The organism is Vibrio pomeroyi (genome assembly GCA_041879425.1).
Classification (GTDB): domain Bacteria; phylum Pseudomonadota; class Gammaproteobacteria; order Enterobacterales; family Vibrionaceae; genus Vibrio; species Vibrio pomeroyi_A.
In genome coordinates this window covers 2,098,097-2,119,345 of sequence record CP090854.1, presented here as the reverse complement: position 1 = coordinate 2,119,345, position 21,249 = coordinate 2,098,097, and the positions used below count along the sequence as shown (strand labels likewise).

The 21,249-nt window shown below is 44.1% G+C and carries 14 protein-coding genes and 1 pseudogene; 8 read left to right on the top strand and 7 right to left on the bottom strand.

Annotated elements, in window-relative coordinates; translation table 11 throughout:
* Positions 1-116: 116 nt before the first annotated feature.
* Together L0992_09395 and L0992_09390 are read right to left on the bottom strand one after the other, a co-directional pair.
* Complete coding sequence (locus L0992_09395) at positions 117-839, bottom strand: FadR family transcriptional regulator (protein ID XGB65939.1); 723 nt, start codon at positions 837-839, stop codon at positions 117-119.
* 176 nt (positions 840-1,015) lie between these two features.
* Positions 1,016-1,792: an SDR family oxidoreductase gene (locus L0992_09390; protein ID XGB65938.1), complete on the bottom strand. Its 777-nt coding sequence runs from the start codon at positions 1,790-1,792 to the stop codon at positions 1,016-1,018.
* 342 nt (positions 1,793-2,134) lie between these two features.
* On the opposite strand from L0992_09390, the gene L0992_09385 reads away from it, so the two are divergent.
* From L0992_09385 to L0992_09375, 3 genes are all read left to right on the top strand, one after another.
* Complete coding sequence (locus tag L0992_09385) at positions 2,135-2,854, top strand: FadR family transcriptional regulator (protein XGB65937.1); 720 nt, start codon at positions 2,135-2,137, stop codon at positions 2,852-2,854.
* A 263-nt stretch (positions 2,855-3,117) separates the two neighbouring features.
* Positions 3,118-4,980 carry a DUF294 nucleotidyltransferase-like domain-containing protein gene (locus tag L0992_09380; protein ID XGB65936.1) on the top strand — a complete coding sequence of 621 codons (1,863 nt, stop codon included), beginning with the start codon at positions 3,118-3,120 and terminating at the stop codon, positions 4,978-4,980.
* Positions 4,980-5,696, top strand: coding sequence for a 3'-5' exonuclease (locus L0992_09375; GenBank protein XGB65935.1), 717 nt, complete (start codon positions 4,980-4,982; stop codon positions 5,694-5,696). Before L0992_09380 ends, L0992_09375 begins: the two co-directional genes overlap by 1 nt.
* A gap of 154 nt (positions 5,697-5,850) precedes the next feature.
* Here the strand turns inward: L0992_09375 and L0992_09370 are convergent, their stop codons facing one another.
* From L0992_09370 to L0992_09355, 4 genes are all read right to left on the bottom strand, one after another.
* Positions 5,851-6,525, bottom strand: coding sequence for an oligogalacturonate-specific porin KdgM family protein (locus L0992_09370; GenBank protein XGB65934.1), 675 nt, complete (start codon positions 6,523-6,525; stop codon positions 5,851-5,853).
* Positions 6,526-6,598: 73 nt separating this feature from the next.
* Positions 6,599-7,858: an alginate lyase family protein gene (locus L0992_09365; protein XGB65933.1), complete on the bottom strand. Its 1,260-nt coding sequence runs from the start codon at positions 7,856-7,858 to the stop codon at positions 6,599-6,601.
* 723 nt (positions 7,859-8,581) lie between these two features.
* The gene (locus L0992_09360; protein XGB65932.1) at positions 8,582-10,135 is read right to left on the bottom strand and encodes a methyl-accepting chemotaxis protein; all 1,554 of its coding nucleotides are present in this window, start codon (positions 10,133-10,135) and stop codon (positions 8,582-8,584) included.
* A 508-nt stretch (positions 10,136-10,643) separates the two neighbouring features.
* Positions 10,644-11,255 (bottom strand): toxin-antitoxin system YwqK family antitoxin, encoded by a 612-nt coding sequence (locus tag L0992_09355; protein ID XGB65931.1) that lies wholly within the window; start codon positions 11,253-11,255, stop codon positions 10,644-10,646.
* Positions 11,256-11,776: 521 nt separating this feature from the next.
* Between L0992_09355 and L0992_09350 the strand changes: the two genes are divergently transcribed.
* Together L0992_09350 and L0992_09345 are read left to right on the top strand one after the other, a co-directional pair.
* Entirely contained in the window at positions 11,777-13,549 is a 1,773-nt protein-coding gene (locus tag L0992_09350) for a transporter (GenBank protein XGB65930.1), read from the top strand.
* A 145-nt stretch (positions 13,550-13,694) separates the two neighbouring features.
* Positions 13,695-15,311: a polysaccharide lyase 6 family protein gene (locus tag L0992_09345; GenBank protein XGB65929.1), complete on the top strand. Its 1,617-nt coding sequence runs from the start codon at positions 13,695-13,697 to the stop codon at positions 15,309-15,311.
* A gap of 119 nt (positions 15,312-15,430) precedes the next feature.
* Here the strand turns inward: L0992_09345 and L0992_09340 are convergent, their stop codons facing one another.
* Complete coding sequence (locus L0992_09340; protein XGB65928.1) at positions 15,431-15,940, bottom strand: peptide-methionine (S)-S-oxide reductase; 510 nt, start codon at positions 15,938-15,940, stop codon at positions 15,431-15,433.
* Between the two features lie 299 nt (positions 15,941-16,239).
* Between L0992_09340 and L0992_09335 the strand changes: the two genes are divergently transcribed.
* The 3 genes and pseudogenes from L0992_09335 to tnaA all read left to right on the top strand — a co-directional run bounded on the left by L0992_09335 (position 16,240) and on the right by tnaA (position 21,226).
* Positions 16,240-17,352 (top strand): GTP-binding DUF697 domain-containing protein, encoded by a 1,113-nt coding sequence (locus tag L0992_09335; protein XGB65927.1) that lies wholly within the window; start codon positions 16,240-16,242, stop codon positions 17,350-17,352.
* Positions 17,339-19,011: pseudogene (locus L0992_09330) on the top strand (50S ribosome-binding GTPase). Before L0992_09335 ends, L0992_09330 begins: the two are co-directional and overlap by 14 nt.
* A gap of 742 nt (positions 19,012-19,753) precedes the next feature.
* The gene (gene tnaA / locus L0992_09325; GenBank protein ID XGB65926.1) at positions 19,754-21,226 is read left to right on the top strand and encodes a tryptophanase; all 1,473 of its coding nucleotides are present in this window, start codon (positions 19,754-19,756) and stop codon (positions 21,224-21,226) included.
* The last annotated feature ends 23 nt before the right edge of the window (positions 21,227-21,249 follow it).

Below are 21,249 nucleotides of genomic sequence, written 5' to 3'. Positions count from 1 at the left end.
ACGACCCGACTTCAAGGTTTAAAGATGAAACACTACGGTATGGGTGATAAAAATTGGACGCTAAAATGTGACTGACTCGTGTATTGAGAAACACGAGTCAGTTTGATAAATCTTGGTTATGCGAAGGCGAGTTCAACCCGAGACAGCTTTTGGTTTTCATCGTCTAGTAACACTTGTGACGCTATTCGAGCCTGCTGAGCGTTACCCGACATAATCGCATCATATATCGCTTTATGCTCTTCTAAACAGAAGCGCCCACCTTCGGCTGAATGGTCGATAAACTGCTTGAAGATTGTCGACAGAATGTTCGCGAATGGGATGTAAAACTGATTACCTGTCGATAAGAAAATCGTTTGGTGAAACAGGTGATCGTTGGTTGTCCACTCTTCATAATCGAAGCTATTGGCCGCAATGGTCATCTTTTGGAACAGAATCGAAAGCTCTTTGCGTTGCTCTACCGTTGCGTTGGCTGCTGCTAGCGCACACGCTTCTGGGTCAATCGCTTTTCTTAAGCCTAAGAACTGAGACAAGAAGGGTTTGGTGTCTTCTAAGTCTTGAATCCAATACAGTAATTGCGGATCTAAGAAGTGCCATTGCGTTCTTGGTTTGATACGAGTGCCAACTTTCGGTTTTGACTCAATCAACCCCTTTGCAGAAAGCAGCTTGGTTGATTCTCGAAGGGCAGTTCTGCTTACTCCAAAGATATCGCACAGCTCCATTTCACTGGGTAACTTTTGATTTTCTTCTAACTCGCCAGATAAGATCTTGCGAGCAATTTGTCGCGCCACTTGAACATGAATTCGGCGGCTTGAATCTTCCACCAATGTAAATATTGACATTTAAACCACCTGAAATTGAAACTTTAAAAACAAAAAAAGCCAGACGAATCTGGCGTTTTGATGTCAGTGTATACGTCTAATATAGCGTGAGGTTTTGCCTCATCTATTAAGGTCTTGTGACCTGATGTAATGTGTAACTTAAAGTGCTGCCTTAAAGCTGATCTACAGCCGTTAAGCTAAGGCGCTATCTGTCCGCCGTTGACATCCAAGATTTGCCCTGTGATGTAACCGCTGCAAGCATGGGATGCAAAGAAAGCAAAAGTCGGTGCAACTTCTTCGATATTGCCAAAGCGCCCCATTGGGATGTTGCTAGCAATGTTCGATTTTAGCTCGTCGCTTTTACCATCGTGAAATGCAGTATCGATAGTGCCCGGAGAAACAATGTTGAAACGGATATTGTCTTTCGCAAACTCTTTCACCCAGTTACGGTGAATATCGTGTAACCACGCTTTTGAAGCTGCATAGATGCCAGCACCCACACCGCCACCTTCACGAGCCGCAATCGACCCCGTGCTGATTACACACGATGTTTGCCCCGACTCAGCTGCAGAAGCGCGTAAGTGGGGGATAGAGAACTTGGTTGTCATTAATGCAGAGCGAACGTTGAGATCCATGACTCGTTCATAAAACTCGTCATCAATACTCTCTAGATTTGCACGACCGCCTAAGCCACCTGCGTTATTGATCAAGACATCCATGCCACCAAAATGCTCGGTGAACTCTTTTACTAATCTTTCGCACTCTGATGTGTCCATCAGATTTGCTGGAAAAAATGCAACATCGCCACCCAGTGCAGTGAGTTCTGTTAGAACGTCATCCACTTTTGGGCTGAAAGCACGACTATTGATGCCAATCTTTGCACCATACTTTGCAAAAATACGTGCGGTAGCTAAGCCCATACCAGCAGTAGAGCCAGTAATTAGAATGCGTTTGCCTTTTAAATCGTTAAACATCAGAGTCGCCTATATTGTAGATTATTTGCGTTAATAAATCATACAATAACACTTGCTATATTCAAGGATGTTCATCTCAAAACCGATCATTAACGACATAAATAGTGAGAGTAAGAGTGGTTTTGTGAGTTCGCGCATACTCAAAAAGTGTAAATAAGAACTATTTGTATGAATAAATGAATTGAAGAGGTCTAATGTGTTGAATAGGTATAAGGTGAGTGAAATATTGCTCTAGACTATATCAAGATTGACCTCACGTTATTCTTAGACTGAGTTGGTGCAGATATAAATCAGTGCTATAGTCCGGGTTAAATAATACATATCTAATAAGTAAGTAGACACATGGCTGGCTCTTTCAATTCGATTTCAGGCTCTAAGCGAAGCCTTCATGTGCAAGTTGCACGTGAAATCGCTCGTGGTATTTTGTCGGGCAATTTGCCTCAAGGTTCTATTATCCCTGGTGAAATGGCTCTGTGTGAGCAATTTGGTATCAGTAGAACAGCATTAAGAGAAGCGGTAAAACTTCTGACTTCAAAAGGTCTACTAGAATCTCGTCCTAAAATTGGTACTCGTGTGGTTGACCGCGCATTCTGGAACTTCCTCGATCCACAATTGATCGAGTGGATGGATGGCCTAGCAGACACAGACCAGTTTTGTCACCAGTTCTTGGGTTTACGCCGTGCGATTGAACCAGAAGCGTGTGCGTTGGCTGCTCAATTTGCGAGCGCTGATCAACGTATTGAACTATCGGGTATTTTCCAACAGATGGTAGAAATCTCGAGTGCCGAAGAATTTGATCAAGAGAGTTGGTTAGATATCGACATGAAGTTCCACAGCCTGATTTTTAACGCAACGGGCAATGACTTCTACTTGCCGTTCGGTAATATTTTAACGACCATGTTTGTTAACTTTATTTCTCACTCTTCTGAAGAGGGAAGTACGTGTATTAACGAACACCGCCAAATTTATGAAGCAATCATGGCGGGTAACAGTGACAAAGCGCGCCAAGCGTCTGCAAGTCACTTGTTAGAAACGAATCACAGACTACCAGTTGCTAGCTGATTGTTTTTAAAAAGCTCTGGTTAACAAGCCTTAGTTTTAAAAAGATCTTGATTTAAAAACAACTTTTACTTTTTGGATCTTAAACAAAACAGAAAGCACTCTTAAAAAAGCACGTTCGATACGTGCTTTTTTTGTATTCAAATTTGATGAAAACCTGACCAGTGTCCAATATTTAATCTATTATTTGCCGTTTTATTAAAATCACTAGTAACCAGTATTTTAAGTTATATAATAATACTAATTAAATTATTGTGAGTGTGATTATGCCCCAGTCTCTGCTGCCAAATATTCTTCAATTCATCGGTCAGATAGACCCTTTCGATAAGATCCCTAAAGAAGCACTTCGTGAGCTTGCTTCTAATGTTCAGATTACTTACCTCAGCAAAGGCGATGTGGTTGATCTGTGTGAGTCGGGTAAAGAGAAGTCGCTCTATATCATTCGAACGGGCTCCATGGAGCAGAGAAAATCAGACGGCGTACTTCGTGCGCGTTTAGGCAGTGAAGATTTGTTCGGCTTTACGTTCTTAGATTCTGAAGTTAACGACGAGAAAGGCTATCGCGCCGTCGCCATTGAAAACACCTTACTTTATGTGATTCCACACTCGGCACTTCAAACGCTGTTCAAAGCATTTCCAAGTTGTGCGGAACACTTTGCATCACAGGCACAAGTTCGTTTGAAGTCGGCGCTTGATGTGGTGTGGTCAAATAAAGAGAAGGGCTTGTTCATTCGTAAGGTTGAAGAGGTGGCAAGCGGGCAGGTGGCCATCGTTAAGTCTGAGCAAACCATCCAATCGGTCGCGGTAGAAATGCTGCATCAACGCTCTCCTTGTGCGGTGATCTATGAAGGTGAAACCATTGTTGGCTTGATCACTGACCGTGATATGACCAAACGCGTGATTGCGCACGGTGTTAGCACAGAAAATTTAATCTCTGAGGTAATGACGCATTCTCCACTCACAGTAAAACCGGATGACCTTGTGTTGCATGCCGCGTCTATCATGATGCAATTCAACATTCGTAACCTTCCTGTAGTGAAAGAGAACAAAGTCGTTGGCCTTTTGACTACCTCTCACTTGGTTCAAAACCACCGTGTTCAAGCGATCTTCTTAATTGAGAAAATCAAATACGCGGGCAGCGTGAAAACCATGTCTTCCTTCACTTCAGAGCGACAAGCAATCTTTGAAGCGCTGGTGGAAGGTAAGGTTGCACCGGAAACGGTCGGCAAGGTTATGACCATGATTATGGATGCCTACACCCGCCGATTGATTCAGATAGCGATTGATAAGTTAGGTCCGCCACCGTGTGACTTCTCATGGATTGTTGCAGGTTCGCACGCTCGTAACGAAGTTCACATGCTGTCTGATCAAGACAGTGCGATCGTACTGGCAGACGATGCAACCGACAGTGACCGTATTTACTTCAAACACTTAGCCATGATGGTGACCAACGGCTTAGCGAGCTGTGACTACCCACTCTGCCCGGGTAAATTCATGGCAGCGACGCCAAAATGGTGTCAACCGCTAAGCGTATGGAAGCACTACTACAAGAAGTGGGTGGCAAACCCTGAGTACGAACGCTTACTCAACATCAGTGTGTTCCTAGAGATTCGTACAATTTACGGCAACAGTGAGTTTGAAGGCATTCTCCGTGATGAACTGCATAACAATATTCGCAGCAACCGTGAGTTCTTAAGCACGCTAGTGAAAGATGCAGTGAACACAAACCCACCACTGGGCATCTTCAATAGCTTGGTACTTGAGAAGTCGGGTGAGAACAAGAAAACACTCAACGTGAAGAAGTATGCCATTAATCTGATCATCGATTTAGCGCGTATTTACGGTCTGGCGGTGGAGTGTGATTTGTCGGCAACGGATGAACGTTTCGCTGCTGCTAATGAAAAAGGCATGTTGAGCGATGATGCATTCAAGAACATCCTTGGCGCGTATCAATTCATTCTGTCTTTCCGTTTCGGGCACCAATTAGAAGCCTTGAAGAACGGGGAAGTGCCAGACAACAATATCAACCCAGACAGCTTTGGTAGCTTTGAACGTAAGCACTTGAAAGATGCCTTTAGAATCATTGCCGACCTTCAAGAAGCGGCAAAAATTCGTTTCGGAGCGCGTTAATGAAAGCCTTGTTGAACTACTTTCACCCGCTTGAGCGAATTAAACGTAAGCGTAAGCAATATCTGGGTACAGTTAAGCTGCCAGAAGCGTTACATGATCTGGTAGAACAGCCTTGTCCGGAAATGACGGATCTGGCTAAAGACAGCGACTATATTGTGTTGGATCTTGAAACCACAGGCTTAGACAGCGAGCAAGATCTGATCTTGTCTATGGGATGGGTCGATGTGGTGAAAGGGCGAATCGATTTGGCATCTGCCAAGCATATCTACCTGAACAATGATTCTCAGATTAACGCTGAAACCGCGGTGATTAACCACATCACACCACAGATGTTGGAAGAGGGCGCGTCTATTCATGATGCGATGCTCACTTTCTTCGAAGCAGCGAAAGGCAAGATCATTGTCGCGCATGCTTGTGTAGTCGAAGAGAAGTTCATAAGCCAGTATCTGCTGAGATGTTATGGCTTAAGGCAGTTGCCTTTACTTTGGTTGGATACACTGTGTATTGAGAAGAGCATGGAGAAAGCGATCAGCAACCATGAAGAGGTGGACTTAACTTTGGCGGGTACGCGAGAAAGATATGGGCTTCCAGAATACAACAGCCACAACGCGTTAGCAGATGCCGTCTCTACAGCTGAGTTACTATTGGCACAACAGAAACGAGTGGTGCCCAACGATGAAGTGACACTTTCATTTCTATATCGAATCAGTCACTAGGGCAGTAACTTCAAATACTCGATGCTTATTGGATGAACGGATTTCCCCGGAAAGCCGCGATGAACCAAAAAAAGCCAGCGATTAAGCTGGCTTTTGTTTAGGTCTTAGAAAATTAGGACAGTAATTATCTTAGATTGTTCATGTAGCGTGCTGCTTAGAAGCTGTAAGTGATACCTACACGGCTACGCAGTTGACGGTCACGGCTGTCTTGAACGTTACCGAACTCAACGTATGGACGCCAGCTCCAGTCAGCCTCTTTGTAACCCACTTTAAGGTTGTAATCCCACTCGTTGTCAGCACCGCCGCCGCCAGTCCACTCATTATCAATGAAGTCTTCTGCGTAGTTAGCTTCGAAGCCGAACTGCCAAGCATTCCAGTTGTAATCGATGTTACCTGTTACTTTACTGCGGTTCTTGTTGTCGTTTGAAGAATCAGAGGTGTAGTCACGGAACTCGTGACGGTAGCGCAGCTTCGCTTTTACACCTGAATCGAAAGAGTATTGAACACGTACTTGTGGTTTGTAGGTGACGCTATCAGAACCAAATGTTACTGGCATACTTGGTTGGATTAACCAGTGATCGCTGATTTTGAATTTGTAGCCGTATTCAAATTCGTTGTCCGCTGCTTCCCACTCAGAGAAAGGCTTACCTTTTTGCTTCATTTCAGCACCGAAGAAGTGGTTATCTACCGAACCGCTCATCTTGATACGGCTTGCCCAGTCTTCTGAACCGTGTTTGTACTCTTGGCGGGCATCAAGTGATGCTGCTGAAACGCTGCCTGCAAATAGAGTTGCAACGACAGCTAAAGCGATTTTATTATTTTTTAACATTGTTTTGTTCCACTGTTTTTAATTAAAAATGGTTTTTCAAGGGGCGGGTACATGCCCCTTTCGAGCGTTTGGATTAAAGCTTCGGGTAAAGCAGTTCTACATCTCGTTGAGCCCAAACTTCCGCTAGGTTCTTCTTAACCGTGAACTCACTGAAGTCAGTTTCTGTTGCCAGTTTCACCCACTCAGGGTTTTCCATAGCAACACCGGCTTTCAGGTAAAGCGGAGTCATGCGTTCAACGCGACGACGTTCATCTTTTTGTGTGTATGGCCACTCTTTAGATAGGTCGTTGTAGTCAGCCATTAGCTGAATGCCTGTGTCTAAAGAGCCACCTTTTTTGTTTGTGTAGTTCCAAAGGTCGATACCGACTTTGTCACCGATCTGAGCCATACCGACCAATGGATCTAGGCTGAAGTAGTGGTAGTGGTAAGCACGTGTACGCTCGATTTCGTGAGGCTGAGAGCCGTCTTTCTCGAATTGTGTGTCGATACGCATTTTGCCTTTCTGAACCATCTGCTTAGCCAGTGCGTCGTTACCAATAAAGTAAGAAACGCCTGCTACTTGATAGTCGTACCAAGTGCCGTGGTTGTTTTCTGCGTAAGCTTCGCCTTTAGGACCACCAGACAGATCATCGATGATTAACCAATCTAGGTATTCGCTGTACCACTGAGTGATTTGCGTTTCATCAGACTCAGTCCACGTTGGTGATTGAGACAGAATGGCGATTGAATCCAGCATGCGATCAGTCAGTGTTCTGGTATCGATGATTCCACCGCGGCGACCTTCAGCAACGCCAGGTACACCTTGTCCGTAGTTTACGTTCGGGTTCATCTTCGTATCTTCATTGAAGAACCAAGTTCTTACATATTCGATACCTTGCTGAGCGTATTTTTCGTCTTGGCTAAAGTAGTAGGCGATCGCTAATGCGCGAACAGAACGGGTAAAGTGGCCAATACGTTTTGAGTCAGTTTCGTCAGTTTTTGATGCTGGGTTAGTTTTTCCGTCATGGCGTACCCACGGAAGCCCATCTTCTTTTGATTCATCAGGCCACCAGTAAGGGCTGATGCTCATGTAATCATTTTTGCTGCCGCTTGGTGGAACCATGCCTTTATCAGCAACGCTGAAAGGACCATCGTTCATTGCTAGTTCTGCTTCTTCAATCAGCTTGGTGTAAGCATCTTTCATTGAATCAGAAGCTTTATCTGACTGAAGAAGAGTGCGGTTCGCTTCTAATGTTGCTTCATCGAGGAAAACGAATTCAGCGGCCATAGCTTGTGAACCGAAAGTGATAGCACCAATACAGGCAGCCAGATGTAGGAGTCGGGGGGCTTTCATATTTACGCCTTTTGTTTTGAATTAAAATAATACAAATATGGTAGCGATCCGAGGCGTGATGATCTGTGAATTAGATCGTGTTGTAGTGACAAAACCACTATTTACAAAGGGTTACAAAGTTAACTATTTCTATAAGTTGTTGTTTTTTAGTGTTTAATTATCTTGGTGAGTCTGTTTATAAAGTTCTTGTTTATCAATAAATGTGCGCTACAGCAAAAAATTGAATCTTTAGATGTTATTTTTATTTGTAATACATTATTATTTACTAACTTTATGTAGCAACACTTATCTTTCGTATGTTGAATGTATGTAGATTCAACAAAGATCTGTTAAGTAGTGAAGTAAAGTGGATAGTAGAACGGATAGTTCAAAGGACGAGGCATTTGCTTGAGGTGATTAAAGCTTCAATCAGAGCAGGTTTGAAATGTAGTAGGCAAGGCAGTGACATCGCCTGCTATATAGAATCGAATTTAGTTAAGACGGTTAACGTTTCTCTAAATCGATGAAAAGAAGAAATCGTTGAAGTGCTTGCAAGAGCATTTTGATTATTGCTCCCAACTATTCTAATTATAACTTCTGCTTTCATTTAGAAAGGTAGGAGATGGTAGTCGAAGATCTGCCCTTGCGCTCATGTTGATACAGGCAACATGAGCGTTTTTTTATCTGGAATTTGAGTAAAGAGCCGTTTGAGGCTCAATAAGCTTTTAAACCGCGGTTTAAAAGCTAGGCTCTTAGGTTGATGACAGCTCGCTCAAGTGAGTCGGTTTGTTCAACCACAGACGTTGCAGAAGCGGCGTTTTTCGACGCTCCCGTTACATTGGCTAATGTTAGCTGCTTAATGGCACCCACGTTTTCAATGATCTCTGAGGTAACAGCGCTTTGCTCTTTCATTGCATTCGCTACTTCCAAACTGTTGTTTAAAATCGTTTCCATGTCTGCGATAACAGAAGTGATTCTTGAATGTACATTCTCACAAGAGTCGACACTACGGTTGCCTTTCTCACAACAACTTTGAATCGTATTTACGACCATTTGTGTTTGGTCTTGAACGCCTTGGATTATCGTTGAGATCTCTTCAGTAGAAAGTTGTGTTCGGCCAGCCAACGTTCTTACTTCATCAGCGACCACCGCAAAGCCACGGCCTTGTTCTCCTGCACGGGCTGCCTCGATGGCTGCATTGAGAGCAAGCAGGTTGGTTTGTTCTGCGATGTCTTTAATCACCTCTAACACAGTATTGATCTTCTCTGAGTGAACAGAAAGGCGATTCACTTCTTCACTGGCACTGACAAGATCAGTCGAAAGGGTATTGATGGTGTCTCTGGTGAATGCCACATCATTCAGACCTTCGTTTGCCGTAGCGAAACTGGTTTGCGCATTGGATGAAGCGTTTTCACTGTTGGTCGCTACGTTTTGAATATTGCTGCCCATCTGGTTTATCGCGGTCGCAATGTTCTCGGTCTGTTGCTGCTGTTTGTTTAAAGCACTCTCAACTTCCATTCCGTCGTGTTGTAGCTGGTTCGAAATGTTGCCGAGCTCTTGAATAGAGCCTTGAACTTGGCCGACAAGCTGACGGATATCGGTGAGGACTGTGTTAAATGCCTTTGCGATATCGGCAATCTCGTCCGATCCCTTGTCTTCGGCTCTTACGGTAAAGTCGCGTTGTTGAGCGACGAGCATCATGGTTGAGTTCAGCGAGGCTATTTTCTTTGCTACACGAGATGAGATGCCAAAAGACAGCGCCATCAATAACGCAGCGACGGTAATAATGGAGCTTACAATGAAGGTGGTAATGGTTTGCTGAATCGATTCGACTTGTTGTTCTAATCGACCTTCAACGTTGATGAATATAGAGATGATATCTTCAAACAGCATTTTCATTTCTGATTTCAGTTCTGCGACCTCTGCGGGGTTGTGGTCGATGGCATCGACCATTAACGAAAAGCCTTTGTTGTATTGCTTTACTTCAAGTGTCAGCTTTTCTAACTCCGGGACTGCGATATCAGACTCTTTAAGCAAGACAGAGAAACTGCCCATCAGTTGTTGAAAGTGAGTGTACTCTTGAGCAAACACAGGCTTAAGCGTTTTATCGTGGCTTATTAGAAACTCTAATTCTGTTCGATTGAGCTGAAGCATAGAGACTTCGAGTGACTTTACTTTGATCAGCGTTTTCTCAAGTTTGATCAGTTTTAGATTGGCCAGTTCTGTGAATGACACAACAACCAATAACGAAATAATCGACAAGCAAGTAAGGCAGAAAAGGGAGGTTTTAATTTTCATAGAGGGGCACCAAAGCAAAACAATATGACTCAACAACGTATTTAGAATCGTGTTTCTCTTATTTGCGTGTAGATAGCTTACGGGGTCTGTAATTGAGATCTGACTCGCAACGGAAACGTTTGCTAACAGTATTTTATAAAATGATTATTAACAAGTTAAATATTTATTATTTCAATGACTATTGGTGATTGCTTTGTCATTAAGAGGTTGTTTGTCACTAAAAGATTGCTGGAAGGCCGCTGGAAGAGAAAGGAATACAACAAGCAGGAAAGGGAAGGCACGGTCTAAAGACAAAAAATACGAGCATTCACGTTGATTTGCATGAATGCTCGTTTCTAGTGTCGATTTATTTGAGAGAAAGGTTATCTAAGAACCATAGTATGAGTTTTTGTGGCTATGTTTTAGGCTACGCATCTCTCTATAAGCGACACAAAGTAGGCTTAGTTTTTATGAAGACCTAGCTATTAAGCCAATCTAACTTTTATGCGAATCTAGCTACTCAGCAGATCTAGCTTTGAGTCGGCATCCACACTTGTTTTGACGTGATTTTTTGGTCTTTGAACGTCAGTTCTTCAACCTTGTCGCCATTAGAGTTCCAGCGAGTCAGTTTCCCGTTCGCCATTTCACCGTCACTGAACTTCGCTTGACTCGCCTTATTGCCATTCGGGTAGTAGTCGGTGACCAGACCATCTTTTTGTCCGTCACTGTATTCTGCCGTTAGGCTTTGTTCGCCATTTGGATACCATCGAGAGGCAACACCTGACAATTCGTTGTCTTTATAGTTGAGCTCGGCTTTCTTTTGGCCGTTGGGATACCAGGTTTCTGCCTTGCCTTGTAATTCACCTTTAACGTAATTCACTTTAGAAGCGACTTGGCCATTTGGATACCAACTGGTTTCTAAACCAAGTTCTAGGCCGTCGGCAAATTGAGCTTGGGTTGCGACTTGGCCGTTATCGAACTTCTCTTCAAACTGACCAGTAAAGGGTTTTGAATGGTTTACTTGATAAGCCAAGCCTTTACGCATCTGTAGATAGTCGACAGCATCTTCACGTGGTGTGGCTGCATAACTCATAGAAGACATCGTACTAAGAGCAATCAATATAGGGATGTATTTCTTCATAATGACACCTTTTTATTGGACAGGGGAAAGTGTAACCGGTGTGTTAAAAGCATTTCACTTCAGTGGCTGACTGTCAGCATCTAATAGTGGTTTTCAAGTTTTCATTATTAGCGGTCTAATGAAGGGAACTTTTCAAATCGAAATTTGACTATAAATTTGTGATATTTGTAATACAAATGTGTCCGGTTTATTCATTTTCATAAGCTATATCTAGCGGTATTTCCGTTGTTCGCATATGAAAATTTGCCGTCACGATTAACTGTTTTTAACGACTGTTATCAATATTTTAGTGATTTTGTTCTTGTTTTTCGGCGTTTTGATGGGTTTTTGGCGCTGTGGACTGCACTAAGTTGATGAAAAGTGCTCGCAGGTGGTGCAAATTTGAACTTGATCACTTGTATGATTAATTGAGGGTCAGACTGTAAGATCACTGTCACGCATTTAAATTATTGTAGTACAAATGTGCTTGCCATCTATCTATAGTGACCCTAACAAAAAACATAAATAAAAAGGTCTTAAAGATGGAACTCAATACCCTGATAGTTGGCATCTATTTCCTATTCTTAATTGCGATAGGGTGGATGTTTAGAACGTTTACAAGTACGACAAGTGATTACTTCCGTGGGGGAGGTAACATGCTGTGGTGGATGGTAGGTGCAACAGCATTTATGACCCAGTTCAGTGCGTGGACATTTACCGGTGCCGCAGGTAAAGCTTTTACCGATGGTTTTGCGGTAGCGATTATCTTCATTGCTAACGCGTTCGGTTACCTAATGAACTACCTTTACTTCGCTCCGAAGTTCCGCCAACTGCGTGTTGTGACGGTAATTGAAGCGATTCGTATGCGTTTTGGTAAAGTGAATGAGCAAGTATTCACTTGGTCTGGTATGCCAAACAGCGTTATCTCTGCAGGTATCTGGTTGAATGGTCTAGCGATCATCGCATCGGGTATCTTCGGCTTTGATATGACAACAACGATTATCCTTACGGGTCTGGTTGTACTGATCATGTCAGTGACGGGTGGCTCTTGGGCGGTAATCGCATCTGACTTTATGCAGATGGTTATCATCATGGCAGTAACGGTGACATGTGCAGTCGTTGCTATTTACCACGGTGGCGGTGTTACGCAGATCGTTAGCGACTTCCCAACAGATTCGTTCATCACGGGTGACAACCTTAACTACATGAGCATCTTCAGCATCTGGGCTGTGTTCATCTTCTTAAAGCAGTTCAGCATCACCAACAACATGCTTAACTCTTACCGCTACCTTGCTGCGAAAGATTCAAACAACGCACGTAAAGCCGCTCTACTTGCATGTGTACTAATGACGCTTGGTCCAATCATCTGGTTCATGCCTTCTTGGTTCATGGCAGGTCAAGGTGTTGATTTAGCAGCAGCTTACCCTGAAGCTGGCAGCAAAGCCGCTGACTTCGCTTACCTGTACTTCGTTCAAGAATACATGCCTGCTGGTATGGTTGGTCTTCTGATTGCCGCTATGTTCGCAGCAACCATGTCTTCAATGGATTCAGGTCTAAACCGTAACTCAGGTATCTTCGTTAAGAACTTCTACGAGCCGATTCTTCGCCCTAAAGCGACAGAAAAAGAGCTAATGGTTGTTTCTAAACTAACGTCTACTTTCTTCGGCATCGCGATCATCTTAGTTGCTCTGTTCATCAACTCTCTTAAAGGTCTGAGCCTTTTCGACACCATGATGTACGTGGGCGCATTGATCGGCTTCCCAATGACGATTCCAGCATTCTGTGGCTTCTTCATCCGTAAAACACCGGATTGGGCAGGTTGGGGCACGCTAGTTGTAGGTGGTGTGGTTTCTTACTTCGTAGGTTTCGTTATCACTGCTGACATGATCCAAAACTGGTTCGGTCTAAACGAGCTAACAGGCCGTGAGTGGGCTGACCTGAAAGTAGCTATCGGCCTTATCGGTCACATCGTATTTACTGCTGGCTTCTTCGTACTATCAACACTGTTCTACAAGCCTCTTGCAGAGCACCGTGAGAAAGACGTAGACAAGTTCTTCAACAACCTAGCGACACCATTGGTTGCTGAAAGTAACGAGCAGAAGAAATTGGATAACAAGCAACGTCGTATGTTGGGTTCACTTATCGCAGTTGCAGGTGTGGGCGTAATGACAATGTTCGTACTGCCTAACCCAATGTGGGGACGCATGGTGTTCGTTCTTTGTGGCTTGATTGTATTCTCTGTTGGTTTGCTGCTTGTTAAAGCGGTAGATGACAAGGTCGAAAAGCAAGACGAAGTAACACCAGCTGAAAGCTAAGTCTTCTATTTACATAGAGATACGCTTTCGACAAGACGACAAGCCTTAAGAAATTATAAGTTCAAACAAAGAAAACTTTAATAAAACGGTCACCAGTTTGGGTGGCCGTTATTTTGGTAATCCAGTATTTAATGTGAGATGTAAGATGAAGAAAAAATTAATTTCGGTAAGCATTATTAGCGCGTTTACGTTAGCTTTCGCGACAGGCTGCACGACTCAAGAAAAAGCAGCACCCGTGATCAGCGCGGCTGAGCAAGCGGTACCTTCGATCAGCGAAATCGATCGTAGTTACTTACTAACTAGTGACCGCTTAACGGAAGTTGATGGCAATACACTAGACGTTGCTTCAGAAGAACAAGTGGCTGCACTTAAAGCACAATTTGAAAACCTAAAAGATGGCGACGAAGTTGTTATCCCTAACGGTAAATACGCGAACTTAGGTCAAGTGACGATTACCGCGAATGACATCACCATCAAAGCTGAACAAGCAGGTTCTGCGTGGATCACTGGCTTGATCCAGTTCGAATTGAAAGGTGATGACATCACGCTTGATGGCCTAGTGTTTACCGAAGGTGGTCCAAACGAACGTTTTGGCGCAGTACGTATGATGGGTAATGGCAACACGCTGCAAAACTCAACATTCTACTACTTCAACCACGATTACACGTACGAGCCAGATGAGCGTCGCTCTGAGTATCCAAAGTACCTTTGGGTTTCTCTATGGGGTAAAGACGGCAAAGTGATCAACAACCGTTTCGAAGGTAAGCAAAAGCGCGGTACTTTGATTGGTGTTCAAAAGGATGACACATCAGACAACCACCTGATTGCTAACAACATCTTCATGGATCAAAAGCCGAACCAATTTAATGAATTCGATATCAAAGAAGCGATTCGTTACAACGGCAACAGCTGGGAAGCGATCCGTATCGGCGATTCTAAATCTTCACAGTGGGATTCAAGCTCTAAGTTCGTGAACAACCTAATGATCGATATGGATGGTGAGCGTGAACTGATCTCGATTAAGTCGGGCGACAACACGATCTCAGGTAATACTATTTTCCAAAGCACGGCGCTTATTTCACTGCGTCACGGAAAAGGCAACACGGTTGAGAACAACATGATTCTTGGTAATGGAAAGCGCCTAACCGGCGGCGTCCGTATTTACGATGAAGACCATGTGATTCGTAACAACTACATTGCAAACACTCGAGGCCGCGATGGCTTGATTGAAGGCAACGCTGACCTACGTGGCGGCATTGTTATTAACACTGGTATCATCGACGTAGCGAATGGCGAGCAGCTAGATCAATCGGTGAAAGGCAAAGAGCTTAACAAGCAGTGGACACCGAAAAACATCACGATCGAAAACAACTCGCTAGTCGATACTGAGTGGGGCATTGTTTACGGCAACCAAAGCCACCGTGTAAGTTTGTTTGATAACGCAGAAGTGGAAGGCATTTACGCAGGTGTGGACGTGGCGTTCAAACACAACGTGGTTGATAACTCGCAATCACCTGAGTTTGTAAGTGTGCGTGCAACTCACGACTTCCCATTAGTGGGTGCGACTTACACAGACGAAACTTACGTGGGTCAAGTGACGGATTCTGAGCTGATTGAAAGCTACTCGGTTGAACTACCAAAAGTAGCGGTAGAAAACGGCATGAACGCTTACCAAGGTGAAGGTGCAGATGTGTCTAAACTGGCAGTGGTAACGGCTGAAACAGCAGGTCCAAATTACGTGCTTGAAAACACAAAGAAGTAACGCAGAATAAAGTCTGTTTTTAACTGGCAACGATAAAAATGAGCCCCAGAACGTGTCAGCGTTCTGGGGCTTTTTAGGTTCTAGGCTAAATATCTTAGAAGCTAAGTTGGAGGCTCAAACTAAGATTTATATTTATGCAGCAGATCCCAAGGGATATGGCATAAGTGATGATCTTCAGGAAAGTGGCTCAGGTGATGCTGGTGGATATCGTCACTGGCGACGTATTTGGTCAACGGCAAAACCTCTAGAGCGATTCGGTCTGCGTCTTCACGTGATGCAATGTAGCGCTCGGCTTCTGCTAAGTGTTGAGCGTCGGTGCTGTAAACTCCGGTTCGATACTTCTCTCCCACATCGACACCTTGTTTATTTACGCTGTAAGGGTCGATGATCTCAAACAGATGCTCCATCAGAACCGTGACTGACGTGATGCTCGGGTCAAACTCAATCTGCACACACTCTGCGTAGCCATCATAAGCGTTTTGGGTGTCATCACTTTGTGTTGTGTCGTTTTCTGTTGGCTGGGCGCTACCATTGGCACGACCTGCTTCTGTGCTGATCACGCCAGGCACATACTTGATGAACTCTTGCACACCCCACAAGCATCCGCCTGCTAAATAAATTTGTTCCATACTTCTCTTTGGGCTCTCTGTGTTTGTTGCTAGCTTCTAATTGATAACTGTAGATTACTGATAGGCAGCCTAATCTGTTACAGCTTCAAGCATTCAATAGCTTGGAGCATGCTTAAATACGTGATAGAACCGTATATAAAACAGGCTTATAAAAACAAGTGCTTAAGCATTGTAAATCAGCACGACTGAACAAACGCGTCACTGAACAAACTTAAGCTAAATGCGATAACCCGATTATATAAGTCATCGCACCTTGTCACCAACCCGAATCTCAACATCTAGTGAGCGTTAGTCTAACCATGTTTGATCAAATTAAAGACTTCATTAATCCGAGCAAGAACCCCGATCTCACTCAGGCTCATGAATATCAGCGTAAGCATCTGCCGACCTTGTGGCTGTTGGGCAAAACGGGTGCGGGCAAGTCATCGTTTATTCAAGCGGTCACGGGGGACTCCTCTGTTGAAGTGGGTAATGGTTTTGCGCCATGTACCATGACGGCAATGTCGTATGCGTTTCCTCAAGACAAACCGGTCATGCGATTTCTCGATACTCGAGGTTTGGGTGAAGCCGATTACGATCCGGCAGACGATCTTAAAGAGATCGGCCAAGCGGGTAATGCGCTCGTCGTAGTGATGAAAGCCGATGAGCCTGAACAATCCGCCGTGCTTACCGCTCTACAACAGATTAAGAAGCAAAAGAAGATTAAGCACTTACTGCTTGTTCATACCGCTGTGTTGTCTTCCAGTGAAGCAGACCGCGCAAGGCAAATTCAATTCAACACCAATCAAATAGAAAAGGTGTGGGGAAAGGGATTTGAATCGGTCGCAGTGGATTTTGAAACGGGTGACGAGAGCAACAACACTGGCGCAATCTACAATTATGAAGCCTTGATTGAACAGCTGACTAATATGCTTCCTGTTATCGGAATGATGGTGGTCGACAAAGAGCATTCCACCCAAGAAGAAGCCAACTTTGATCAAGTCGAAAACGAAGTGCTTTGGTACGCAGGAAGTGCAGCGGCCAGTGACTTGATTCCGGGCGTTGGCTTGGTGTCTGTACCTGCAATTCAAGCGAAGATGCTCCATAGTTTGGCAAACCAATATGGGGTTGAATGGAACAAGAGAGTCTTTAGCGAGTTGATAGGTACCTTGGGAAGCAGCTTTGCATTACAGTACGGAATGAAGCTCGGAACTCGACAGCTGATCAAGCTGATTCCGGTTTATGGTCAAACGGTCGGCGCGGTTGCGGCCGCAGCCATGAGTTTCGGCACCAGTTATGGTTTAGGTCGAGCGGCGTGTTTTTACTTCTATCATAAGAACAAAGGCGAAGAAGTGTCTGAACAAGAGATGCAAAAGATCTACAAAGAATCCCTGAAAAAAGGTAAGGCGGCGTCGGGCTATGAAGAAAATTAGAAACCTATTTCGATTACTGGCCGTCCTATCGAGCGGACGTTGGGGCATTGCGCTGATTTCGGCGATCTTCCCAAGCCTCATCATGATGGGCTTTGGTCTGTTTTTGGCGGTCAAATACGGCTATCTGTTGGAAATGTCGATTGCTATTGCCGTGAGTACCTTGGTGTTCACCATTCCTTTATACATTTCTAGCCGCTCTTCTCGCGAACCAACTTATAGCAATGCGTCTGCTAATTCAGCAAGCGAGGGTGAAGCCGGATCATCGCCTAAGAGTGCTGACATCAATCATGCGTTAGTCAATGATGCGATGGTCAAAGCGTCTGATGAATGGTCGCAAGCTGAGTTGTTGATTTGGAACGACTCGAAACACTATGTCCGTCAGCAATTAAGTAGCGAGATAGAGTGGGGCAACCTCGACCAAACTGGTTTAGAGGTTCTTGAGTTTGTCGCCAAAAAGTTTGATAAGAAATCGCTCGATTTTTCGATTCCTGAAGGGCTTAAGCTATTTGAAGAGGTTAGCCGCCGCTACAAGTTGGTGGTGAAAGAACACATTCCTGGCATTGAATACCTTAAGGTTTCTTACATTAAAGCGGGCTATGAAGCCTACGACAAGTATGGTGAGCTAGGGCAGAAGATCTTCAAAGCGGCTATTTGGGGTAACCACCTTAAAAACTTGTATTTGAATCCGCTCAAGGTGATTTCTGATTTAGGTCGAGAGCAAGCGACATCTACCATGACTAAAGGCGTAGTCGATGATATGCAATACGCTGCCAAACAAGCTTTACTGGATGAAGTGGCTGCGGTAGCAATTGATCTCTATAGCGGTCGATTCAGCATTGAAGATGAATCTCTGAGAGCGTCTGATGTTTCAGAAGTCGACGAACAGCGTTTTGCTCCTGAATTAGAACCTGTACGAATTGTGCTGGTGGGGCAAACAAGTTCGGGTAAATCCTCACTGATTAACGCCCTTAAGCAGGAGTTGGTTGCCGAGGTCGACGTTCTGCCATCAACCGATACTTCAACCGTTTACAAGGCGTTTGTCGATGGCAATGACGTTCGAGTAGTAGATCTACAAGGGCTTGATGGCAATGCAAAAACCGAAGCCTTGATGCTTAAAGAAATGACCCAAGCCGATGTGGTGCTTTGGGTGCTTAAAGCCAATCAATCGGCTCGTGAACTGGATAAACAGTTGAAGGTTAAGTTTGATGCTTTCTATGATGATCCAAAGAACATCTCACGTAAGAAACCAATACTTGTGTCGGTTGTTAATCAGGTCGACAGACTAAAGCCTGTTGATGAATGGCAGCCACCTTATGATTTGGGTAACCCGACATCGGGCAAGGGGAAGATCATTGCTCAGGCTCTTGAATACAATCAAACCTTACTACAACCCGATATTGTATTACCGCTGGCGATTGCTCCTGAAAAGGCACAGTTTGGTTTAGATGCTTTAAGGCAGACGCTGCTTGAGCGTATCGCTGACGCAAACAACGTGCAGAGAAACCGTCAACGTTTTGAAGCTATGAAAAGAGGGACGTCGGTTAAAGGACAGCTGAACAAGCGGTAAAAGCCGGTAAGAAGGTGGCACCCAGTGCTCTAAAAGCCGCGACACCGAAGTTAGCTGAAATAGCGATTAAACAAGTGGTTAAGAAGAAGTAAGTCATTCACTGCGAATACGGTTCTGGTGAGGTTTGAGCCTCATCAGAGCTTATCTTTTTTAGCACAGTAGATATCCAGAAAACAGCGACCTTCATCCTATATTGGATAAGTGATTAATTCAAAAGTAGCCGCTATTATTAAGGTTCTCGTTGAACTAGTTTAATAGTATATAAACTGACGATATTCACAGTTTATATAACACGCTATCGTATTTAATCACCATTCTAAATATTGATCACATTTATACTTTCTTTCGCTGTATTTATAAAACAATTGCACTATATTTAAATTTCGGATCACCTTGATTTCAACGTAGGGATATATTGTGAACATGTATCTGAAATGGCAATCAACAACATGGCTAACCTTGTTAGCTTGGTATACTTTAGATCATCAGCTCTCGTTCCACCTTTCTTCAGAGTAGTACGCCTCTAGGCGTCACGCGCCAGCAGAGCTCTTGCGCTTTGCCCAGTCCTATTAAATTTGTCTTTAAGATATGTCGTAACTCATGCGTTTTCTGTTTGTATTGTTGTGCATGGGGTTCTTGTCTCTTAGTCATTATTAATTGGAAACTAATCAATACGTCATTGATTAAATAATATATTTCTAGCTATTAATTTTTATCGTAATTATCACGAGTGTGATCGTGCGTGAAATAAAATTAATGGTGATGACTCGTGACATCTAAAAATAATGAATTTGGCTTTTTCGCCTTAGGCTGAATTTGTTGAAAGGTACTATTATGGAAAATTTCAAACATCTACCAGAACCGTTTCGTATTCGTGTTGTAGAGCCAGTAAAAAGAACGACTCGCGCTTACCGTGAACAAGCGATTGTCGAAGCGGGCATGAATCCGTTTCTACTCGACAGTGATGATGTGTTCATCGATTTGCTGACCGATAGCGGTACAGGTTCAATCACACAACGTATGCAAGCAGCGATGCTGATGGGTGACGAAGCCTACAGTGGCAGTCGCAGTTACTATGCACTGTCGAATGCGGTGAAAGATATCTTCGGCTATGAGCTGACTATTCCGACTCACCAAGGGCGTGGCGCAGAGCAGATTTACATTCCTGTTTTGATTAAGAAGCGTGAAATGGAAAAGGGACTCGATCGCAGCAAAATGGTTGCCTTGTCGAACTACTTCTTCGATACCACGCAAGGGCACACTCAAGTGAATTGTTGCGTGGCGAAGAACGTTTATACCAAAGAAGCGTTCGATACCTCAGTGAATGCCGACTTCAAAGGCAACTTTGATATCGTGAAATTGGAAGAAGCGATCTTAGAAGCGGGCGCAGCCAATGTTCCTTACATTGTGAGTACCATTACTTGTAACTCTGCTGGTGGACAGCCAGTGTCTGTCGCCAACTTAAAAGCCGTGTATGAGATTGCTCAAAAGTACGATATTCCAGTTATCATGGACTCTGCTCGTTACGCTGAAAATGCTTACTTCATTCAGCAGCGTGAAGCCGGTTACCAAGATTGGACTATCGAACAAATCACTCGTGAGTCTTACAAATACGCGGATGGTTTGGCTATGTCGGCCAAGAAAGATGCGATGGTACAAATGGGCGGTTTGTTGTGCTTTAAAGACGACTCTTTCATGGATGTGTACACAGAATGTCGCACCCTGTGTGTCGTGCAAGAAGGTTTCCCAACCTATGGGGGCTTAGAGGGCGGTGCAATGGAACGCCTTGCTGTTGGCCTATACGACGGCATGCGTCAGGATTGGTTGGAGTATCGCATCGGTCAGGTTCAATACTTGGTTGATGGCTTAGAAGCGATAGGCATCGTGTGTCAGCAAGCGGGCGGTCATGCTGCGTTTGTCGATGCGGGTAAACTGCTTCCTCATATTCCAGCGGGTCAATTCCCAGCGCATGCTTTGGCGTGTGAACTGTACAAAGTGGCAGGCATAAGAGCGGTTGAGATTGGCTCGTTATTGCAAGGTCGTGACCCGGTAACGGGGGAGCAACATCCATGTCCTGCAGAGCTATTGCGCTTAACCATTCCACGCGCGACTTACACACAAACCCACATGGATTTCATTATTGAAGCGTTCGAAAAAGTGAAAGAGAACGCAAGCAAAGTGAAAGGGCTCGACTTTACCTATGAACCGCCAGTGTTAAGACACTTTACTGCGCGCTTGAAAGAGGTAGAAATAAGCGAGAAACAAGCAGGAAAAAAGAATGAACAAACGCTCGAAGAAGCATTTTAAAATAAAAACATAAGCGAATAGTC

What these genes read in the sequence shown, in the direction of transcription:
- L0992_09395 (XGB65939.1), bottom strand. Translation starts at nt 839, where the DNA reads ATGTCAATATTTACATTGGTGGAAGATTCAAGCCGCCGAATTCATGTT.
- L0992_09390 (XGB65938.1), bottom strand. Translation starts at nt 1,792, where the DNA reads ATGTTTAACGATTTAAAAGGCAAACGCATTCTAATTACTGGCTCTACT.
- L0992_09385 (XGB65937.1), top strand. Translation starts at nt 2,135, where the DNA reads ATGGCTGGCTCTTTCAATTCGATTTCAGGCTCTAAGCGAAGCCTTCAT.
- L0992_09380 (XGB65936.1), top strand. Translation starts at nt 3,118, where the DNA reads ATGCCCCAGTCTCTGCTGCCAAATATTCTTCAATTCATCGGTCAGATA.
- L0992_09375 (XGB65935.1), top strand. Translation starts at nt 4,980, where the DNA reads ATGAAAGCCTTGTTGAACTACTTTCACCCGCTTGAGCGAATTAAACGT.
- L0992_09370 (XGB65934.1), bottom strand. Translation starts at nt 6,525, where the DNA reads ATGTTAAAAAATAATAAAATCGCTTTAGCTGTCGTTGCAACTCTATTT.
- L0992_09365 (XGB65933.1), bottom strand. Translation starts at nt 7,858, where the DNA reads ATGAAAGCCCCCCGACTCCTACATCTGGCTGCCTGTATTGGTGCTATC.
- L0992_09360 (XGB65932.1), bottom strand. Translation starts at nt 10,135, where the DNA reads ATGAAAATTAAAACCTCCCTTTTCTGCCTTACTTGCTTGTCGATTATT.
- L0992_09355 (XGB65931.1), bottom strand. Translation starts at nt 11,255, where the DNA reads ATGAAGAAATACATCCCTATATTGATTGCTCTTAGTACGATGTCTTCT.
- L0992_09350 (XGB65930.1), top strand. Translation starts at nt 11,777, where the DNA reads ATGGAACTCAATACCCTGATAGTTGGCATCTATTTCCTATTCTTAATT.
- L0992_09345 (XGB65929.1), top strand. Translation starts at nt 13,695, where the DNA reads ATGAAGAAAAAATTAATTTCGGTAAGCATTATTAGCGCGTTTACGTTA.
- L0992_09340 (XGB65928.1), bottom strand. Translation starts at nt 15,940, where the DNA reads ATGGAACAAATTTATTTAGCAGGCGGATGCTTGTGGGGTGTGCAAGAG.
- L0992_09335 (XGB65927.1), top strand. Translation starts at nt 16,240, where the DNA reads ATGTTTGATCAAATTAAAGACTTCATTAATCCGAGCAAGAACCCCGAT.
- tnaA (XGB65926.1), top strand. Translation starts at nt 19,754, where the DNA reads ATGGAAAATTTCAAACATCTACCAGAACCGTTTCGTATTCGTGTTGTA.